Source organism: Streptomyces sp. Ncost-T10-10d (genome assembly GCF_900091955.1).
Classification (GTDB): domain Bacteria; phylum Actinomycetota; class Actinomycetes; order Streptomycetales; family Streptomycetaceae; genus Streptomyces.
Window position 1 is genome coordinate 19811 of sequence record NZ_FMDF01000101.1, and the last position, 14272, is coordinate 34082.

Annotated in this window: 14 protein-coding genes; 7 read left to right on the plus strand and 7 right to left on the minus strand. The window is 70.2% G+C overall.

Annotation, left to right across the window (positions count from 1 at the left end; translation table 11 throughout):
* The first annotated feature begins 5 nt into the window (after positions 1–5).
* Positions 6–1463 (plus strand): catalase, encoded by a 1458-nt coding sequence (locus GA0115254_RS15825; RefSeq protein WP_093895929.1) that lies wholly within the window; start codon positions 6–8, stop codon positions 1461–1463.
* A gap of 381 nt (positions 1464–1844) precedes the next feature.
* Here GA0115254_RS15825 and gcl read toward each other — a convergent pair whose 3' ends face one another.
* Positions 1845–3620 carry a glyoxylate carboligase gene (gene gcl / locus GA0115254_RS15830; RefSeq protein ID WP_093895930.1) on the minus strand — a complete coding sequence of 592 codons (1776 nt, stop codon included), beginning with the start codon at positions 3618–3620 and terminating at the stop codon, positions 1845–1847.
* A 350-nt stretch (positions 3621–3970) separates the two neighbouring features.
* Between gcl and GA0115254_RS15835 the strand changes: the two genes are divergently transcribed.
* From GA0115254_RS15835 to GA0115254_RS15845, 3 genes are all read left to right on the plus strand, one after another.
* Positions 3971–4699 (plus strand): hypothetical protein, encoded by a 729-nt coding sequence (locus GA0115254_RS15835; RefSeq protein ID WP_093895996.1) that lies wholly within the window; start codon positions 3971–3973, stop codon positions 4697–4699.
* Between the two features lie 23 nt (positions 4700–4722).
* A complete protein-coding gene (locus GA0115254_RS15840; RefSeq protein WP_093895931.1) occupies positions 4723–5277 on the plus strand; it encodes a GNAT family N-acetyltransferase in 555 nt (184 codons plus the stop codon).
* 76 nt (positions 5278–5353) lie between these two features.
* Complete coding sequence (locus GA0115254_RS15845; RefSeq protein WP_093895997.1) at positions 5354–5575, plus strand: hypothetical protein; 222 nt, start codon at positions 5354–5356, stop codon at positions 5573–5575.
* 22 nt (positions 5576–5597) lie between these two features.
* Here GA0115254_RS15845 and GA0115254_RS15850 read toward each other — a convergent pair whose 3' ends face one another.
* Both GA0115254_RS15850 and GA0115254_RS15855 read right to left on the minus strand, forming a co-directional pair.
* Positions 5598–7205, minus strand: a complete 1608-nt coding sequence (locus tag GA0115254_RS15850) for an AMP-binding protein (protein WP_093895932.1) — start codon at positions 7203–7205, stop codon at positions 5598–5600.
* A complete protein-coding gene (locus GA0115254_RS15855) occupies positions 7202–8878 on the minus strand; it encodes an AMP-binding protein (RefSeq protein ID WP_093895933.1) in 1677 nt (558 codons plus the stop codon). Before GA0115254_RS15855 ends, GA0115254_RS15850 begins: the two co-directional genes overlap by 4 nt.
* Positions 8879–9011: 133 nt before the next feature.
* On the opposite strand from GA0115254_RS15855, the gene GA0115254_RS15860 reads away from it, so the two are divergent.
* Positions 9012–9854: a response regulator transcription factor gene (locus tag GA0115254_RS15860; protein WP_176740143.1), complete on the plus strand. Its 843-nt coding sequence runs from the start codon at positions 9012–9014 to the stop codon at positions 9852–9854.
* Between the two features lie 15 nt (positions 9855–9869).
* On the opposite strand, the gene GA0115254_RS15865 is transcribed toward GA0115254_RS15860, so the two are convergent.
* Positions 9870–11030 (minus strand): winged helix DNA-binding domain-containing protein, encoded by a 1161-nt coding sequence (locus tag GA0115254_RS15865; protein WP_093895999.1) that lies wholly within the window; start codon positions 11028–11030, stop codon positions 9870–9872.
* A 130-nt stretch (positions 11031–11160) separates the two neighbouring features.
* Between GA0115254_RS15865 and GA0115254_RS15870 the strand changes: the two genes are divergently transcribed.
* On the plus strand, positions 11161–12036 hold the full coding sequence (locus GA0115254_RS15870) for a DMT family transporter (protein ID WP_093895934.1): 876 nt from the start codon (positions 11161–11163) through the stop codon (positions 12034–12036).
* Positions 12037–12182: 146 nt separating this feature from the next.
* The gene (locus GA0115254_RS15875) at positions 12183–12608 is read left to right on the plus strand and encodes a cold-shock protein (RefSeq protein WP_093895935.1); all 426 of its coding nucleotides are present in this window, start codon (positions 12183–12185) and stop codon (positions 12606–12608) included.
* Positions 12609–12689: 81 nt separating this feature from the next.
* Here GA0115254_RS15875 and GA0115254_RS15880 read toward each other — a convergent pair whose 3' ends face one another.
* From GA0115254_RS15880 to GA0115254_RS15890, 3 genes are read right to left on the minus strand one after another with little or no spacing between them, the layout of a single operon-like run.
* Positions 12690–12920, minus strand: a complete 231-nt coding sequence (locus GA0115254_RS15880; RefSeq protein WP_093895936.1) for a DUF6296 family protein — start codon at positions 12918–12920, stop codon at positions 12690–12692.
* Positions 12921–12935: 15 nt separating this feature from the next.
* A complete protein-coding gene (locus GA0115254_RS47580) occupies positions 12936–13337 on the minus strand; it encodes a tyrosine-type recombinase/integrase (protein ID WP_093895937.1) in 402 nt (133 codons plus the stop codon).
* 31 nt (positions 13338–13368) lie between these two features.
* Positions 13369–14262, minus strand: a complete 894-nt coding sequence (locus tag GA0115254_RS15890) for an oxygenase MpaB family protein (RefSeq protein WP_256102596.1) — start codon at positions 14260–14262, stop codon at positions 13369–13371.
* Between the last annotated feature and the right edge of the window lie 10 nt (positions 14263–14272).

Sequence of the window (14272 nt, forward strand, 5' to 3'; positions counted from 1 at the left end):
ACACCATGACGCAGCGTGTGCTTACGACCGAGTCAGGCGCCCCGGTCGCCGACAACCAGAACTCCGCCACCGCCGGCGTCGGTGGCCCGATCCTCCTCCAGGACCAGCACCTGCTGGAGAAGCTGGCCCGCTTCAACCGGGAGCGCATACCGGAGCGCGTGGTCCACGCCCGCGGCTCCGGCGCGTACGGCTACTTCGAGGTGACCGACGACGTCACCGGCTTCACCCGCGCCGACTTTCTCTCCGCGGTCGGCAAGCGCACGGAGACGTTCATCCGCTTCTCCACCGTGGCCGACTCGCTCGGCGGCGCCGACGCCGTACGCGACCCGCGCGGCTTCGCCCTCAAGTTCTATACGGACGAGGGCAATTACGACCTCGTCGGCAACAACACTCCAGTGTTCTTCATCAAGGACCCGATCAAGTTCCCCGACTTCATCCACTCGCAGAAGCGCGACCCGTTCACGGGCCGTCAGGAGCCGGACAACGTGTGGGACTTCTGGGCCCACGCACCCGAGGCCACCCACCAGGTCACCTGGCTGATGGGTGACCGCGGCATCCCCGCCTCGTACCGCCACATGAACGGCTACGGCTCGCACACGTACCAGTGGACGAACGCCGAGGGCGAGGCCTTCTTCGTCAAGTACCACTTCAAGACGAACCAGGGTGTGCGCTCCCTCTCCAGCGAGCAGGCCGCCGAACTCGCGGGCAGGGACGGCAACTCGCACCAGACGGACCTGCTGCAGGCCATCGAGCGCGGGGTGCACCCGTCCTGGACGCTGTACGTGCAGGTCATGCCGGCCGGCGAGGCCGCTGGGTACCGCTTCAACCCGTTCGACCTGACCAAGGTGTGGCCGCACAGCGACTACCCACTGCAGCGGGTGGGCCGGCTGGTCCTCGACCGCAACCCGGACAATGTGTTCGCCGAGGTCGAGCAGGCCGCGTTCTCCCCGAACAACTTCGTGCCCGGCATCGGTCCGTCCCCGGACAAGATGCTCCAGGGCCGGCTTTTCGCCTACGCGGACGCGCACCGCTACCGGCTGGGCGTCAACCACACCCAGCTCCCCGTGAACGCGCCGCGCACCGCCGTCGTCGACAACTACGGCCGCGACGGACTGCACGCCACGCGCAACGGTGCGCGCCACGACAAGAACTACGAGCCCAACTCGTACGCGGGCCCTGCCCAGACCGGCGCCGCACTCTCCGCCCCGCTCGCGATCCACGGCTGGACCGGCACCCACGAGGCGCCCGCCCACACCAAGGACGACGACTACTTCCAGGCGGGCGAGCTGTACCGGCTGATGTCCGAGGACGAGAAGGACCGCCTGGTCGCCAACATCGCCGGAGGCATCTCCCAGGTCACCCGCGACGACGTGATCGAGAAGAACCTCGCCCACTTCCACGCCGCCGATGCCGACTACGGCAAGCGCGTGGAGGAGGCCGTCCGCGCACTGCGCGAGGACTGAGCCTCCCGCTGAACCCTGCTCGCGACGTGTACCCGGATGAGGGGTGTCACGCGGCGCGGGCAGGACGAGGTCGCGGCGGCTGTGCGACGCCAGTGCGGTGGCGGGGGCCCGGGGAGTCCCGTCTCCTGACCTGAAGGAGATGGGGGCTTCGGGCCCGATCGCCGCCGCCGCGACCCCTGTTCTGCTTCACCCGTGCCAGGGCGCGGAGTACGGATACGGTCCCGTGCTCCGCGCCCTTCTCGGCGTTTCCGGCTGCGCCCGGGGCCGGTCCCCGCCGCGGGGGTTCCGTCCTCACCCGCCTGACGGTCCGGAGACAGCCCGTGGCCCCCGCCCCCGGCTGTCAGAGGCGGGGGCGGGGGCCACGGGCGGGCCGGCCGGTCGTCAGGACATGGTGAGCGGGCGGATCGCGGTCGGTGCATGGGACGGGTCCGTCGCGATGTCCTCGAACTCGTTGACGGACGCGATGTCCGTACCGCTCATCGCAATGTTCGTCACGCGCTCCAGGATCGCCTCGACCACCACCGGGACCCGGAACTCCGCTGCCAGCTTCTTCGCCTCCTCGAAGGCCGGCAGCAGCTGTTCCGGCTCGGTGACACGGATCGCCTTGCAGCCCAGGCCCTCGACGACCTTGACGTGATCGACGCCGTAGACGCCGATCTCCGGCGAGTTGAGGTTCTCGAACTCCAGGTTGACCTGGAAGTCGATGTCGAAGTTGCGCTGCGCCTGGCGGATCAGCCCCAGGTAGGAGTTGTTCACCAGGACATGGACGTACGGGATGCGGTGCTGCGCACCGACGGCCAACTCCTCCAGCATGAACTGGAAGTCGTAGTCGCCGGAGAGGGCGACGACGGAGCCGTCCGGGTCGGCCGTGGCGACACCCAGCGCGGCCGGGATGGTCCAGCCGAGCGGGCCCGCCTGGCCGCAGTTGATCCAGTGGCGTGGCCGGTAGACATGCAGCATCTGCGCACCGGCGATCTGGGAGAGGCCGATCGTGGTGACGTACCGGGTCTCGGGGCCGAAGGCCCGGTTCATCTCCTCGTACACCCGCTGCGGCTTCAGCGGCACGTTGTCGAAGTGCGTACGGCGCTGCAGCGTGGCCCGGCGTTCCTGGGTGGACGCGGCCCACTCCGAGCGGTCCTTGAGGGTTCCGGCCGCCTTCAGCTCGCGCGCCACCTCGACGAACAGTTCCAGCGCGGCCTTGGCGTCGGAGGCGATGCCGAGGTCGGGGGCGAAGATCTTGCCGAGCTGGGTGGGCTCGATGTCCACGTGGACGAAGGTGCGGCCCCGGGTGTAGACGTCCAGCTTGCCGGTGTGGCGATTGGCCCAGCGGTTGCCGATGCCGAGGACGAAGTCTGACTCCAGGAAGTTCGCGTTGCCATAGCGATGCGAGGTCTGCAGACCGACCATGCCCGCGTTCAGCGCGTGGTCGTCGGCGATGATGCCCCAGCCCATCAGGGTCGGGACGACCGGGACCCCTGTCAACTCGGCGAATTCCACCATGAGTTCGGACGCATCAGCGTTGATGACGCCGCCGCCCGCGACGAGCAGCGGGCGATCGGAGCCGTTCAGCATCTCCAGGGCTCGCTCGATCTGCTTGCGGGTCGCGGCGGGCTTGTGCACCGGCAGCGGCTCGTACAGGTCCGGATCGAACTCGATCTCGGTGAGCTGGACATCGATGGGCAGGTCGATGAGGACCGGGCCGGGGCGGCCCGTGCGCATCAGGTGGAAGGCCTGCTGGAAGACACCCGGGACCTGGGCGGCTTCCAGGACGGTCGTCGCGGCCTTGGTGACGGGCGCCGCGATCGAGGCGATGTCGACCGCCTGGAAGTCCTCCTTGTGGAGCACGGCGGTCGGGGCCTGCCCGGTGATGCAGAGGATCGGGACGGAGTCGGCGATGGCGGAGTAGAGGCCGGTGATCATGTCGGTGCCGGCCGGTCCCGACGTACCGATGCAGACGCCGATGTTGCCCGGGCGCGCCCGGGTGTAGCCCTCCGCCATGTGGGAGGCGCCCTCGACGTGACGGGCGAGCGTGTGACGAATCCCGCCGGAGGCCTTGAGGGCCGCGTAGAAGGGGTTGATCGCCGCGCCCGGCACACCGAACGCGTTGCCGACGCCTTCGCGCTTGAGGATCTCAACTGCCGCTCGGGCAGCGGTCATTCGAGGCATTGAGTGCTCCTGCTCGGACCTGGTGGAGTCGGGCTCTGTCGCGCCACCTGAGAGCACCAATTCCGCATTGATTCCGCGTTGATTCCACATTGCGGAAACTGGATTCTGTTATACGGAAGTCAATCTAAAGTGCGGCCGGGCGACCGTCAAGAGAGCGGGCGTGGGGCGGCCGATGCGCGCACCGGTCCACGAAGTACGCCAAGTCACTCCCCAGGACCTCGCTCCTGATGGACCATGGGGATACGGAGTGGAGTCGGCCCGCATCGGCCGGCACCGGCGCGCCCGGGTGCGCCGGGGTGGCCCGTCGCCGGGGTGCGCGACCGGGCCGGAGGGAGTTCATGGTGGAGTCGGTGCCGGTACGCTGCCCGGCCTGTCGCCGCGACCACACGTACAGCACGCCGGTCTACAGCTGCCCGTGCGGTGCACCGAGCGCCCCGCCCGTGCTGCGCGGCGCCCCGGTCGTACCCATCACGCACCGCACCTGGAACGACGACTGGGTGACGGTGCGCTGTCGCACCTGCGGGCGCCACGACCAGTGGCCGCAGCCGGAGCTGTGCTGCCCGTGCGGGACGGTACTGCGGATACCGGTCCGGCCGGTGACGGAGGCCGACAGCGCCCCCGGCCCCGCCGACGGGGCCCGGCCCGGCCGGCCGTCCCACATTCCGCTGCCGCGTACGGCGCCGCCGCCCCGGCCGGCGTTCCAGCCCCTGCCGATCCGTACCGCACCCGATGCGGTCGCGAGCGCCGCCCTGTATCTGAAGTGGCTGGGCTACCACGATGTCGTACAGCCGGCGGAGCGCTCCCCCGCGCGGATCGATCTGCGGGCCACCGGGCTGATCGCCCAGGTCGACGCAGTCTCCCGGCCGACCGTCCTGCGCGACGTCGAGTGCCTCTGGCTGAACGCGCTGAGCACATCGGCCACGAGCGTGTTCTTCTCGCTCGCGGGGTACGCACAGGACGCCGAAGCGCGCGCGGACGGCCTCGGCATGCCGCTCTTCCTCATGGACCGCACGGGAACGCCGCAGCCGGTCAACAGCCCCGCGGACGAGCTGATCAGCACCGGCGCCTGAGCCCGGGGCGCCATACTGGCCGTATGCGTATCCGTACCGCCCGCCGCTCCGATCTTCCGCTGCTTCAGGACATCGAGCGCGCCGCCGGCGAGCCGTTCCGCGCGCTCGGCATGTCCGCCATCGCGGACGACGATCCCCCGCCGCTCGGACTGCTGGACGACTACCGCCGGGCCGGCCGCGCCTGGGTGGCCGCCGACCCCGACGACCGCCCGGTCGGCTACTTGATCGCCGACCCGGTCGACGGCGCGGCCCACATCGAACAGGTCTCCGTCCATCCGTCCGCCGCTCGACGCGGTCTGGGCAGCACGCTCATCGACCACCTCACCGGGTGGGCGCACGAGCGGCAGCTCGGGGCGCTGACGCTGACGACCTTCTCCCACGTCCCATGGAACGCGCCGTACTACGCCCGCCTCGGCTTCCGCACGCTGAGCGAGGCCGAACTCACCGACGGGCTGAGGAAGATCAGGGCGGAGGAGGCGGAACACGGCCTGGACCGCTGGCCGAGGGTCTGCATGCGGCGCGAGATCCCGCCCGCCGGGCACGACCCGCACCTCAGCGGAACCGACCGGCAACAGTGAGTGCAATCGGTCACGTTCGGGCCGAGGGCCACAAATGTTCGGCCGGTTGTCGGTGTCGGGCCTTAAGGTAGGGAACATGGCTTTAACTCCACGGCACACACCACCTGTCGACCCGCCGCGCACGACCCGGCCGACGTCCCCGTCCGCCGCCGAGGCGAACGAGGCGATACGCGCTTTGGTCGACGCGCGCGCCGGACAGGAGTGGTCCTCCGTGGAGTCCGCCGCCTACGAAGTGCTGCTGATCGAATGGGCGGCCGCGACCCGGGGCGTTGCCGGCGACATCATCGAGGCCGCCTGACAACGCCCGGGGCGATCCGGTCCTACTGCCCGTAGCCCTCACGCAGTTCGATCTTCCGGACCTTCCCGCTGACCGTCATCGGGAAGGCCTCCAGGATCTGCAGCCGCCGCGGGATCTTGTAGTGCGCCAGCTGTCCACGGCAGTAGCCCATCACCTCTTCCAGGGTCGGCGGGTTCACCGGGTCCCTCGGGATGACGCAGGCCAGGACCTCCTCGCCGTAGGTGTCGTCCGGTATACCCACCACCTGCACATCCGCGATCTTCGGGTAGCCGTGGAGGAACTCCTCGATCTCCCGCGGATATACGTTCTCCCCACCGCGGATGATCATGTCCTTGATCCGGCCGACGATCTGTACGTAGCCGTCCTCCCGCATCACCGCGAGGTCCCCGGTGTGCATCCAGCGGCCCGCGTCGATCGCCTCCGCGGTGCGCTCCGGCTGTTCCCAGTAGCCGAGCATCACGCTGTAGCCGCGGGTGCAGAGTTCACCCGCCGCACCGCGCTCCAGGGTCACGCCGATCACCGGGTCGACGACCTTGACCTCGATGTGCGGCATGACGCGGCCGACGGTGCCGGTGCGGCGCTCCAGGTCGTCGTCGCGTCGCGTCTGGGTGGAGACCGGAGAGGTCTCCGTCATGCCGTAGCAGATGGACACCTCGTCCATGTGCATCTCGGCGACGACCCGCTTCATCACCTCGACCGGGCAGGGCGATCCGGCCATGATGCCGGTACGCAGCGAGGAGAGGTCGTACGAGGCGAAGTCGGGGAGGTTCAGCTCCGCGATGAACATGGTGGGGACGCCGTAGAGCGAGGTGCAGCGCTCCTGTTGAACGGCGGCGAGCACGGCGGCCGCCTCGAAGGCGGGGGCCGGGATCACGATGCAGGCGCCGTGCGAAGTGATGCCGAGGTTGCCCATGACCATGCCGAAGCAGTGGTAGAAGGGGACGGGCAGACAGACCCGGTCCTGTTCGGTGTAGGCGACCAGCTCCCCCACGAAGTAGCCGTTGTTGAGGATGTTGTGGTGGGAGAGGGTGGCCCCCTTGGGAAAGCCGGTGGTGCCGGAGGTGTACTGGATGTTGATCGGGTCGTCACACGACAGCTCGGCTTCGCGGGCGGCGAGTTGTTCCGTCGTCACGGATCCGGACGCGGCCAGCAGTTCGTCCCAGGTCGGGTCGCCGATGTAGTGCACGGCGCGCAGGTCGGGGCAGCCCGCGCGGACCTGGTCGACCAGGGCGCGGAAGTCACTGGTGCGGTGCGAGAGCGAGGAGACCAGCAGCGAGATCCCGGCCTGCTTGAGCACGTACTCCAGCTCGTGCGCCCGGTACGCCGGGTTGATGTTGACCATGACGGCGCCGATGCGGGCGGTGGCGTACTGCACGAGCACCCACTCGGGGCAGTTGACCGCCCAGATCCCGACCCGGTCCCCCTTGGCCACCCCCGACGCCATCAGCGCACGCGCCAGCTCGTCGACCGCCGCGCCGAATTCGGCGTACGTCCAGCGTCGCCCCGATACGACGTCGACGAGCGCCTCACGATCGCCGAACGCCTCGACCGTGCGGTCGAGATTGCGTCCGATGGTGTCGCCGAGCAGCGCCGTGGTGCCGGTGCCCTGCGCGTAGGACAGCTCGCTCATCGCAGATCCCCCTCGTCGTACTCGGTGCCGGTGCCCTGGGCCGTGCGCTCGCGCAGTTCGATGCGGCGGATCTTGCCGGAGACGGTCTTGGGCAGCTCGGCGAACTCCAGCCGCCGGACCCGCTTGTACGGGGCGAGGACCGCCCGGGAGTGCTCGAACAGCACCTTTGCCGTGTCCGGACCGGGCTCCCAGCCCTCCGCGAGCACGATGTACGCCTTCGGCACCGCGAGCCGTACCGGATCGGGGGCCGGGACGACGGCGGCCTCGGCGACCGCCTCGTGCTCCAGCAGGGCGCTCTCCAGCTCGAACGGCGAGATCTTGTAGTCGGATGCCTTGAAGACGTCGTCGGCGCGGCCCACATAGGTGATGTAGCCGTCCTCGTCGCGGGAGCCGATGTCACCGGTGCGGTAGTAACCGCCCGCCATGGCCTCGGCGGTCCGCTCCGGGTCGCCGTGGTAGCCGGTCATCAGACCCATCGGACGGTCCGACAGATCGAGAGAGATCTCGCCCTCTACAGCGCCGGGTTCACCGGTGACCGGGTCGAGGAGCTCGACCTTGAAACCGGGGCTGGGCCGGCCCATCGACCCGGCCTTCAGCAGCTGGCCCGGGGTGTTGGCGACCTGGACGGCGGTCTCCGTCTGGCCGAAGCCGTCCCGGATGGTGACACCCCAGGTGCGCCGCACCGTCTCGATGACCTCCGGGTTCAGCGGCTCACCGGCCGCGACGACCTCGCGCGGCGGGGTCTTCAGCTGGGAGAGGTCGGCCTGGATCAGCATCCGCCAGACGGTGGGCGGGGCGCAGAAGCTGGTGACGCCCGAGCGGTCCATCTCGGCCATCAGCCGGCCCGCGTCGAAGCGGGTGTAGTTGAAGATGAAGACGGTCGCCTCGGCGCTCCAGGGCGCGAAGAGATTCGACCAGGCGTGCTTGGCCCAGCCGGGCGAGGAGATGTTGAGGTGGACATCCCCGGGCTTGAGGCCGATCCAGTACATCGTCGACAAGTGGCCCACGGGGTAGGAGACATGGGTGTGCTCGACGAGCTTCGGGCTGGCGGTCGTACCGGAGGTGAAGTAGAGCATCAGCGGCTCGTCGGCGTCGGTCTCCCGGTCCGCCCGGAAGGTCTCCGGCTGATCGTCGGCGCCGGTGTACGACAGCCAGCCGGGCACGTCGGCGCCGACCGAGATCCGGGTGTAGTCGCCGGGCACCTCGTCGAACTTGGCGGTGTCGGCGTCCCGTACCAGGACGTGCCGGACCCGGCCGCGCTCCACCCGGTCGCGCAGATCGACCGGGCCGAGGAGCGGGGTGGCGGGGATGACGACGGCGCGCAGCTTCATCGCGGCCAGCGCCGTCTCCCACAGCTCGACCTGGTTGCCGAGCATGACGAGGATGCGGTCCCCGGCCCGTACCCCCTGGGCACGTAGCCAGTTCGCGGCCTGGTTGGAGCGGGCGGACATCCGGGTGAAGGACACCTCGGTGCGGCCGCCGTCCTCCTCCACGATGTACAGGGCGGTGCGGTCGTTGTTCTCGGCGATGGCGTCGAACCAGTCGAGCGCCCAGTTGAAATGGTCGGTCCGGGGCCAGCGGAAGCCTTCGTAGGCGGCGTGATAGTCCTCGCGGTGCTGCAGCAGAAAGTCCCGGGCGGCCCGGAACGTCTCCGTCGCGCTGATTGCCGACATGTGCCCTCCTCATTGCGGACCGGACCGGTCGCTTAACATCATGTAAACAGTGACCCAGGTCTCACCACCCCCGAACGGGGGTGCAGCGGGCGGAGGCCGCCGAGCCTCCGGAGCCGGGCAGAAGGGCGTCAACGTGCCGGATTCCGTCGATGCGGTCGAGATGCAGGCAGCGTTGGTGCGGCTGCGCCGGACCAGCGGGCTGCCCGTGGCCTTCGGCGGGCTGCTCTCGGATGCCCGGCATGCCCGGATCGCCGAGCTGAACGGGGCGCAGACCGCCGCGCTGCGCGGTCTCGTCATCTCGGCGGGCAGCGGGCTCGGCGGCAAGTCGATCGCCCTGTCCCGGCCGTGCGCGGTGACCGACTACCGCTCCTCGCGCCACATCAGCCACGAGTACGACATGGCGGTAGCGGCGGAGGGCCTGCGCTCGGTGGTCGCGGTGCCCGTCGTCGTACGGCGCAAGGTGCGCGGTGTGCTGTACGGGGCGCTGCGCGAGCCGGTCTCGCTCGGGGACCGCACGTTCGACGCGGCGGTCGCCGCTGCCCGCGATGTGGAACAAGCCCTGGTCGTACGGGACGAGGTACAGCAGCTTCTGGCCGTGACCCGGGAACAGGTCACGGACCCGAGGGCCGCGCCGGAGGCGTGGGAGGACGTCCGCGAGGCCCATCGTGAGCTGCGTGCCCTGGTGCCGAAGGTCGTGGACCCGGCGCTGCGCGACGAGTTGCTCTCGGTGTGCGGGCGGCTCGCCTCGGCGGCCGGTGCCCGCGCGCCGCAGCCCTGTGGGGTGCACCTGGCGCCGCGCGAGGTGGACGTGCTGGCCTGTGTGGCGGCGGGGACGACGAACGCCGGGGCGGCGGAACGGCTGGGGCTGCGGCCGGAGACGGTGAAGGGGTATCTGCGTTCGGCGATGCGCAAGCTGGGAGCGCACACTCGTCTGGAGGCGGTGGTGGCGGCGCGGCGGGCGGGGCTGCTGCCGTAGCGCGACGGCGGGAGCTCACCGTTCGAAGTCGACGAACGTCGTGAACCGGATGTCGTACCCGTGCGCGTCGGTGCCCGCCGTCGCCATGGTGCAGAGCATCCGCACGGCCTCTTCCGCGACGGCGTCCCGATCGGCCCGGCTCAGCCTGCCGAGCGGCTGCACGGTGAGGGTCTTCGCCCGGGAGTCGGCGGCGGTACCGGTACCGGCGCCGAGCCGCCAGATCGCCGCGAGGAACCCGTCGACCAGCACCGTGCCGTACGACTGATTGCCGTTCCCGTTGCGCCCCCGGTACTGCGGCGGGATGACGCGCGTACGGTCCGCATGGCCGAGCAGCACATTGTCGAACTCGGGCAGGAAACGCGGCGGGGCAGGGGTGTCCTCGTCGGGGCGTGGGGCGTCCGGCAGGTCGAAGAGTTCGACGCCGTTCTCGTCCCGGAAGGTGATGAGCTGCGGCCTCAGCCGTTCGAAGACCTCGCGCAGCCGGGTCAGTCCGGCCCACGTCTGCATGTCCTGCACGGAGGCGGGTCCGAAGGCTCCGAGATAGCGCAGCACGGTTGTGTCCGGTGCGGGGACCGGCGCCGACGGGCTGCCGAGCCAGTGTTCGGCGGTGGTCAGCGCGACCCGGCCGCTCTTCCCCCACACCCCCCGCGGGGTGACCTGGACCAGCGGCAGCAGACAGCGGGCGGCCACACCCAGTGCCTGCGGGTCGGCGTGGGGCCACTCGGTGAGCAGCGCCTCGCGGATCTCCTTGGGGGTGCGGGGCCGCTCCTCGACGAGTTGTCTGCCGACCGCCCCGAGCCGGTCCAGGTCCACCCCGGCGAGCCCCTTGCGGAACATCTTGAGCTCCCGGTCGCGCGCCGCCTGGACGAGCGGGCGCAAAGTGAGCGCGTCGGCGGCCGTGTGCAGGTGGATGGTGGAGCGCATGGTGACGATACGAACAACCTCGCGGGACTCCATCAGCCCGGCGAGCTCGGCCGGGTCGAAACCGTCGAGGCGGGCGAAGAGCTGGTAGTACGGCGGCCTGGTGTTCTGCGCCTGGAGGCCGACCAGATGCCCGACCGCCTCCTTCGCGGACATCGCGGTCCGGCGCAGCAACAACTGGCGCTCCAGCGTGGCACGGCCCAGCGCGCGCGGGGAGAGCACGGCGGGTGCTGCGGGGTTCTTCTTCACGGCCATGGACGGCACGCTAGGCGGACTTGCGGACACCTTCGGTCCTCATCGGCTGACGTGCCCCGATCCGCAGGGCCGCCATGCCGCCGCCCCGCAGGACCCCGGATCGTGGGCCCGCCACCCGCATCATGGGTCGGTGATCAGTGTCCTGTTCGCCATCCTGACCGCGATCAGCAACGGCGCGGCCTCCGTTCTCCAGCGCCGCGCCGCCCGCACCGTGCCCGACAGCGAGGCGATGCGTCTGTCGCTGATCGGGCATCTGCTGCGCCGGAGGGGGTGGCTCGCCGGGATCGGCCTGGTGATCGTCGCGGCCGTCTGCCAGGCCGTGGCGCTGGCCACCGGGCCGATCGCCCTGGTCCAGCCGATCTTTGTGATCGAGCTGCCGGCCACACTGCTGATGGCCGGGTTCGTTCTGCGGGTCCGTATCCCCCGGCAGATCTGGTACGCGGTGGCGGCCGTGACGCTGGGGCTGGCGCTCGGCATGGCCTCCGCAGCCCCGGGCGGCGGCAGCACGTCCGTGCGGGGAGCGGCCTGGTTCACCGCACTGATCGTGACCGGAATCTTCGAGGCCGCACTGATCGGCGCGGCCCTGAGCACGCGAGGCAACCCCCGGGGCGCTCTGCTCGGCCTCGCCGCCGCATGCGGGTATGCCCTCACGGCCGCACTCATGAAGGACGCCATGGCACGGCTCGAGGGAGGTGGTGGAGCGGTGGCGCTCTTGACGTCCTGGCAGCTGTACGCCACCGCCGCGGCCGGAGTGGGCGCACTGTTCCTCCTCCAGAACGCCCTCCAGGCGGGCATGCTGGTCGCCGTCCAGCCGCCGCTGACCCTCGGTGACGCGCTGATCAGTGTCCTGTACGGGGTGACATTGTTCGGCGAGGAACTGCGCACCGGGTGGTGGGTGCTGCCCGAACTGGTCGCGCTCACCCTGATCACGGTGGGCTGCATCGAGCTGGCCCGCTCCCCGCTGGCGTCCGGAACCGCGCCGCCGCCCACACGCAAGCTCAGGTGAGCCTGCCGCCGCTCCGTCGGAGGCTCTCGCCCCGGTCCGGGCGATTCCCCGCCGGGGGTCGCGCCGCCCGGCCGCACAGGGCTATTCTCCGGTCGAGCCATGTGTGGCAAACGGGCAAGGGGCCCGGTTCTTTCTTGGGGGTTGGTGTGGTTTCTGGTCGCGTGGTGCGGTTCGACGGCGCACGAGGATATGGCTTTATCTCACCCGATCACGGCGGTGAGGATGTGTTTCTCCATGTGAACGACATGTTGATCCCCGAGTCCTACGTGCACACGGGAACGGCGGTCGAGTTCGAGATCGAGGACGGTGACCGCGGGCTGAAGGCCTCGTCCGTCCGGCTCGCAGAGGGTCCCGACGGGAAGCCGTTGACCCCTCCGAGGCCCGCCTCGGTCAGCGTTTCCGGGTCGGCGGACGACGACACCTTGTGCGATGTGCTCAGCGCGACCGAGTACACCAAGGAGGTGACCGACGTGCTGCTGGAGTCTGCACCGTCGCTGACGGGTGCTCAGATCCTGCAGGTCCGGGGCGGGTTGCTGCAGTTCGCCAAGAACCACGGCTGGACCGAGGGCTGACGGGGCGGCGCGGCTCCGGCCCGCCGTCCTGTGGTTCCGGGGCCCGTCCGGTCATGATCTGCCGGACGGGCCCCGGCTCATTCAGGCGCTCGGCTCCCGCACGACCAGCGGAGTGCCGAGCACCTGGTGTCCACCGCTGGCCAGCATCCGCACCTCTCCTCGGTCGCTGATCTCCGCGCGCACGATTCCGGTCTCGTCCTCGTAGATCGGGTATCCACCCGCCCCCGACTGCGCGGTACGCCGGACGATCACCGTGTCGTCCTCCACGGCGGATGCCTGAAATACCAACTGGTAGCTCTCCGGGTAATCCATGGCGGATGTCCCCAATCACGCCCTGAGCCGGGAGACAGCTGCCCCAGCTCGCCGGGATTTTGGAATCCTTCCGCTCGCCGCAGAGGATTCCGCCTCACTCCCAGTTTCCTCCGGCACTCCCCACGCTGCATCCAGAACATCCCGCGTCCGCTCTGCCGCCTCAGCAAAGAGATGCGGGTACGTCCGCAACGTGGTCATGACATCCTTGTGCCCCAGACGCTTCTGCACCACCTTCGGGTTCTCCCCGCCCGCAATCAGCGCCGACGCGCAGTGGTGGCGCAGTAGAGCTTGCGGAGTGCACGGCGTCGCGGCGCAGGCGGGAGTTTGACGACAGGCATAGGGGGGGGCAGGGGCGGAAGTCTGACCGCGCCCGGTCATGAAACCCGGTGAGCCGCCGGTTCCCCTCCTCCGAAGCATGATGCTGCCGGACGCCTCGAAGATCTCGACGTCATCCCTGCCGCGCCTCCGCCAGCCGCCCCCGTGCGGCGGCCTGGATCCGGGAGGGCCCGAGCCCCCACTGGAGGGTGCGTCCGACGGCCGTCGCCAGGGGCCGGTCCCAGCCGGTGCGGACGGGGGCCGGGCGGTGGATGCCGAGTTCGGTGCGGGCCCAGTCGGGAAGGAGTCCGACCGAGGCGTTCGTGAGCAGGCTTACGACCAGCCGCTCCCGTCGTGTGCGTCCGAAGCGGCGGAGGAACAGTACCGAGTCCAACGCGGCCGGAGTGGCGTGGAGTCGGGGGCGGAGGCGAGCCAGGTACCGCTCGACTTCGAGGGACGTGCACGGTACGTTCCGTGCGCCCAACGCCTCGGCCACGGGGGCGGCCTGGCGGTAGTAGGCGTCGCACTCGGCGGGGGTCAGTCGGAGCGGCCGGGGTGCGTAGGTCTGGTGGCCGGCGAGGAAGCTGCGTACCTCGGCGGTGTGCACCCAGGTGAGCAGGTCGGGGTCGTCCGCGCGGTACGGCCGGCCGTCGGGGGCGGTGCCGTGCACCCGGGTGTGGATCCGCCGGACGAGGTCGATCACCTCGCGGGCGGCGGCCGAGGAGCCGAAGGTGGTCGTGGTGATGAACCGTACGGTTCCGTTCAGCCGCCCGACCGGATCGGCGCGGAAGTCGGAGTGCTGGTCGACCCCCGCCATGGCCAGCGGATGCAGCGACTGGAGCATGAGCGCGGCGAACCCGCCGGTGAGCATCCCGGTGGCCTGCCCGTGCACCCGCCACACCGGATCCCCCGGCGCGATCCCGAACAGCCCGGGATCACCGGGCGGCCCCGCGTACCGCTCCAGCTTGAGATCCCCGCCGTGCATGGTCGCCGTGAGTTCCGCCGCGATCCGTTCCCGCAGTCCCACCAGCACCTCC

Excerpts from the sequence above, each read along its gene's own strand:
- GA0115254_RS15825 (WP_093895929.1), top strand. The coding sequence starts at position 6 with ATGACGCAGCGTGTGCTTACGACCGAGTCAGGCGCCCCGGTCGCCGAC.
- gcl (WP_093895930.1), bottom strand. The coding sequence starts at position 3,620 with ATGACCGCTGCCCGAGCGGCAGTTGAGATCCTCAAGCGCGAAGGCGTC.
- GA0115254_RS15840 (WP_093895931.1), top strand. The coding sequence starts at position 4,723 with ATGCGTATCCGTACCGCCCGCCGCTCCGATCTTCCGCTGCTTCAGGAC.
- GA0115254_RS15845 (WP_093895997.1), top strand. The coding sequence starts at position 5,354 with ATGGCTTTAACTCCACGGCACACACCACCTGTCGACCCGCCGCGCACG.
- GA0115254_RS15850 (WP_093895932.1), bottom strand. The coding sequence starts at position 7,205 with ATGAGCGAGCTGTCCTACGCGCAGGGCACCGGCACCACGGCGCTGCTC.
- GA0115254_RS15855 (WP_093895933.1), bottom strand. The coding sequence starts at position 8,878 with ATGTCGGCAATCAGCGCGACGGAGACGTTCCGGGCCGCCCGGGACTTT.
- GA0115254_RS15865 (WP_093895999.1), bottom strand. The coding sequence starts at position 11,030 with ATGGCCGTGAAGAAGAACCCCGCAGCACCCGCCGTGCTCTCCCCGCGC.
- GA0115254_RS15880 (WP_093895936.1), bottom strand. The coding sequence starts at position 12,920 with ATGGATTACCCGGAGAGCTACCAGTTGGTATTTCAGGCATCCGCCGTG.
- GA0115254_RS47580 (WP_093895937.1), bottom strand. The coding sequence starts at position 13,337 with ATGCTTCGGAGGAGGGGAACCGGCGGCTCACCGGGTTTCATGACCGGG.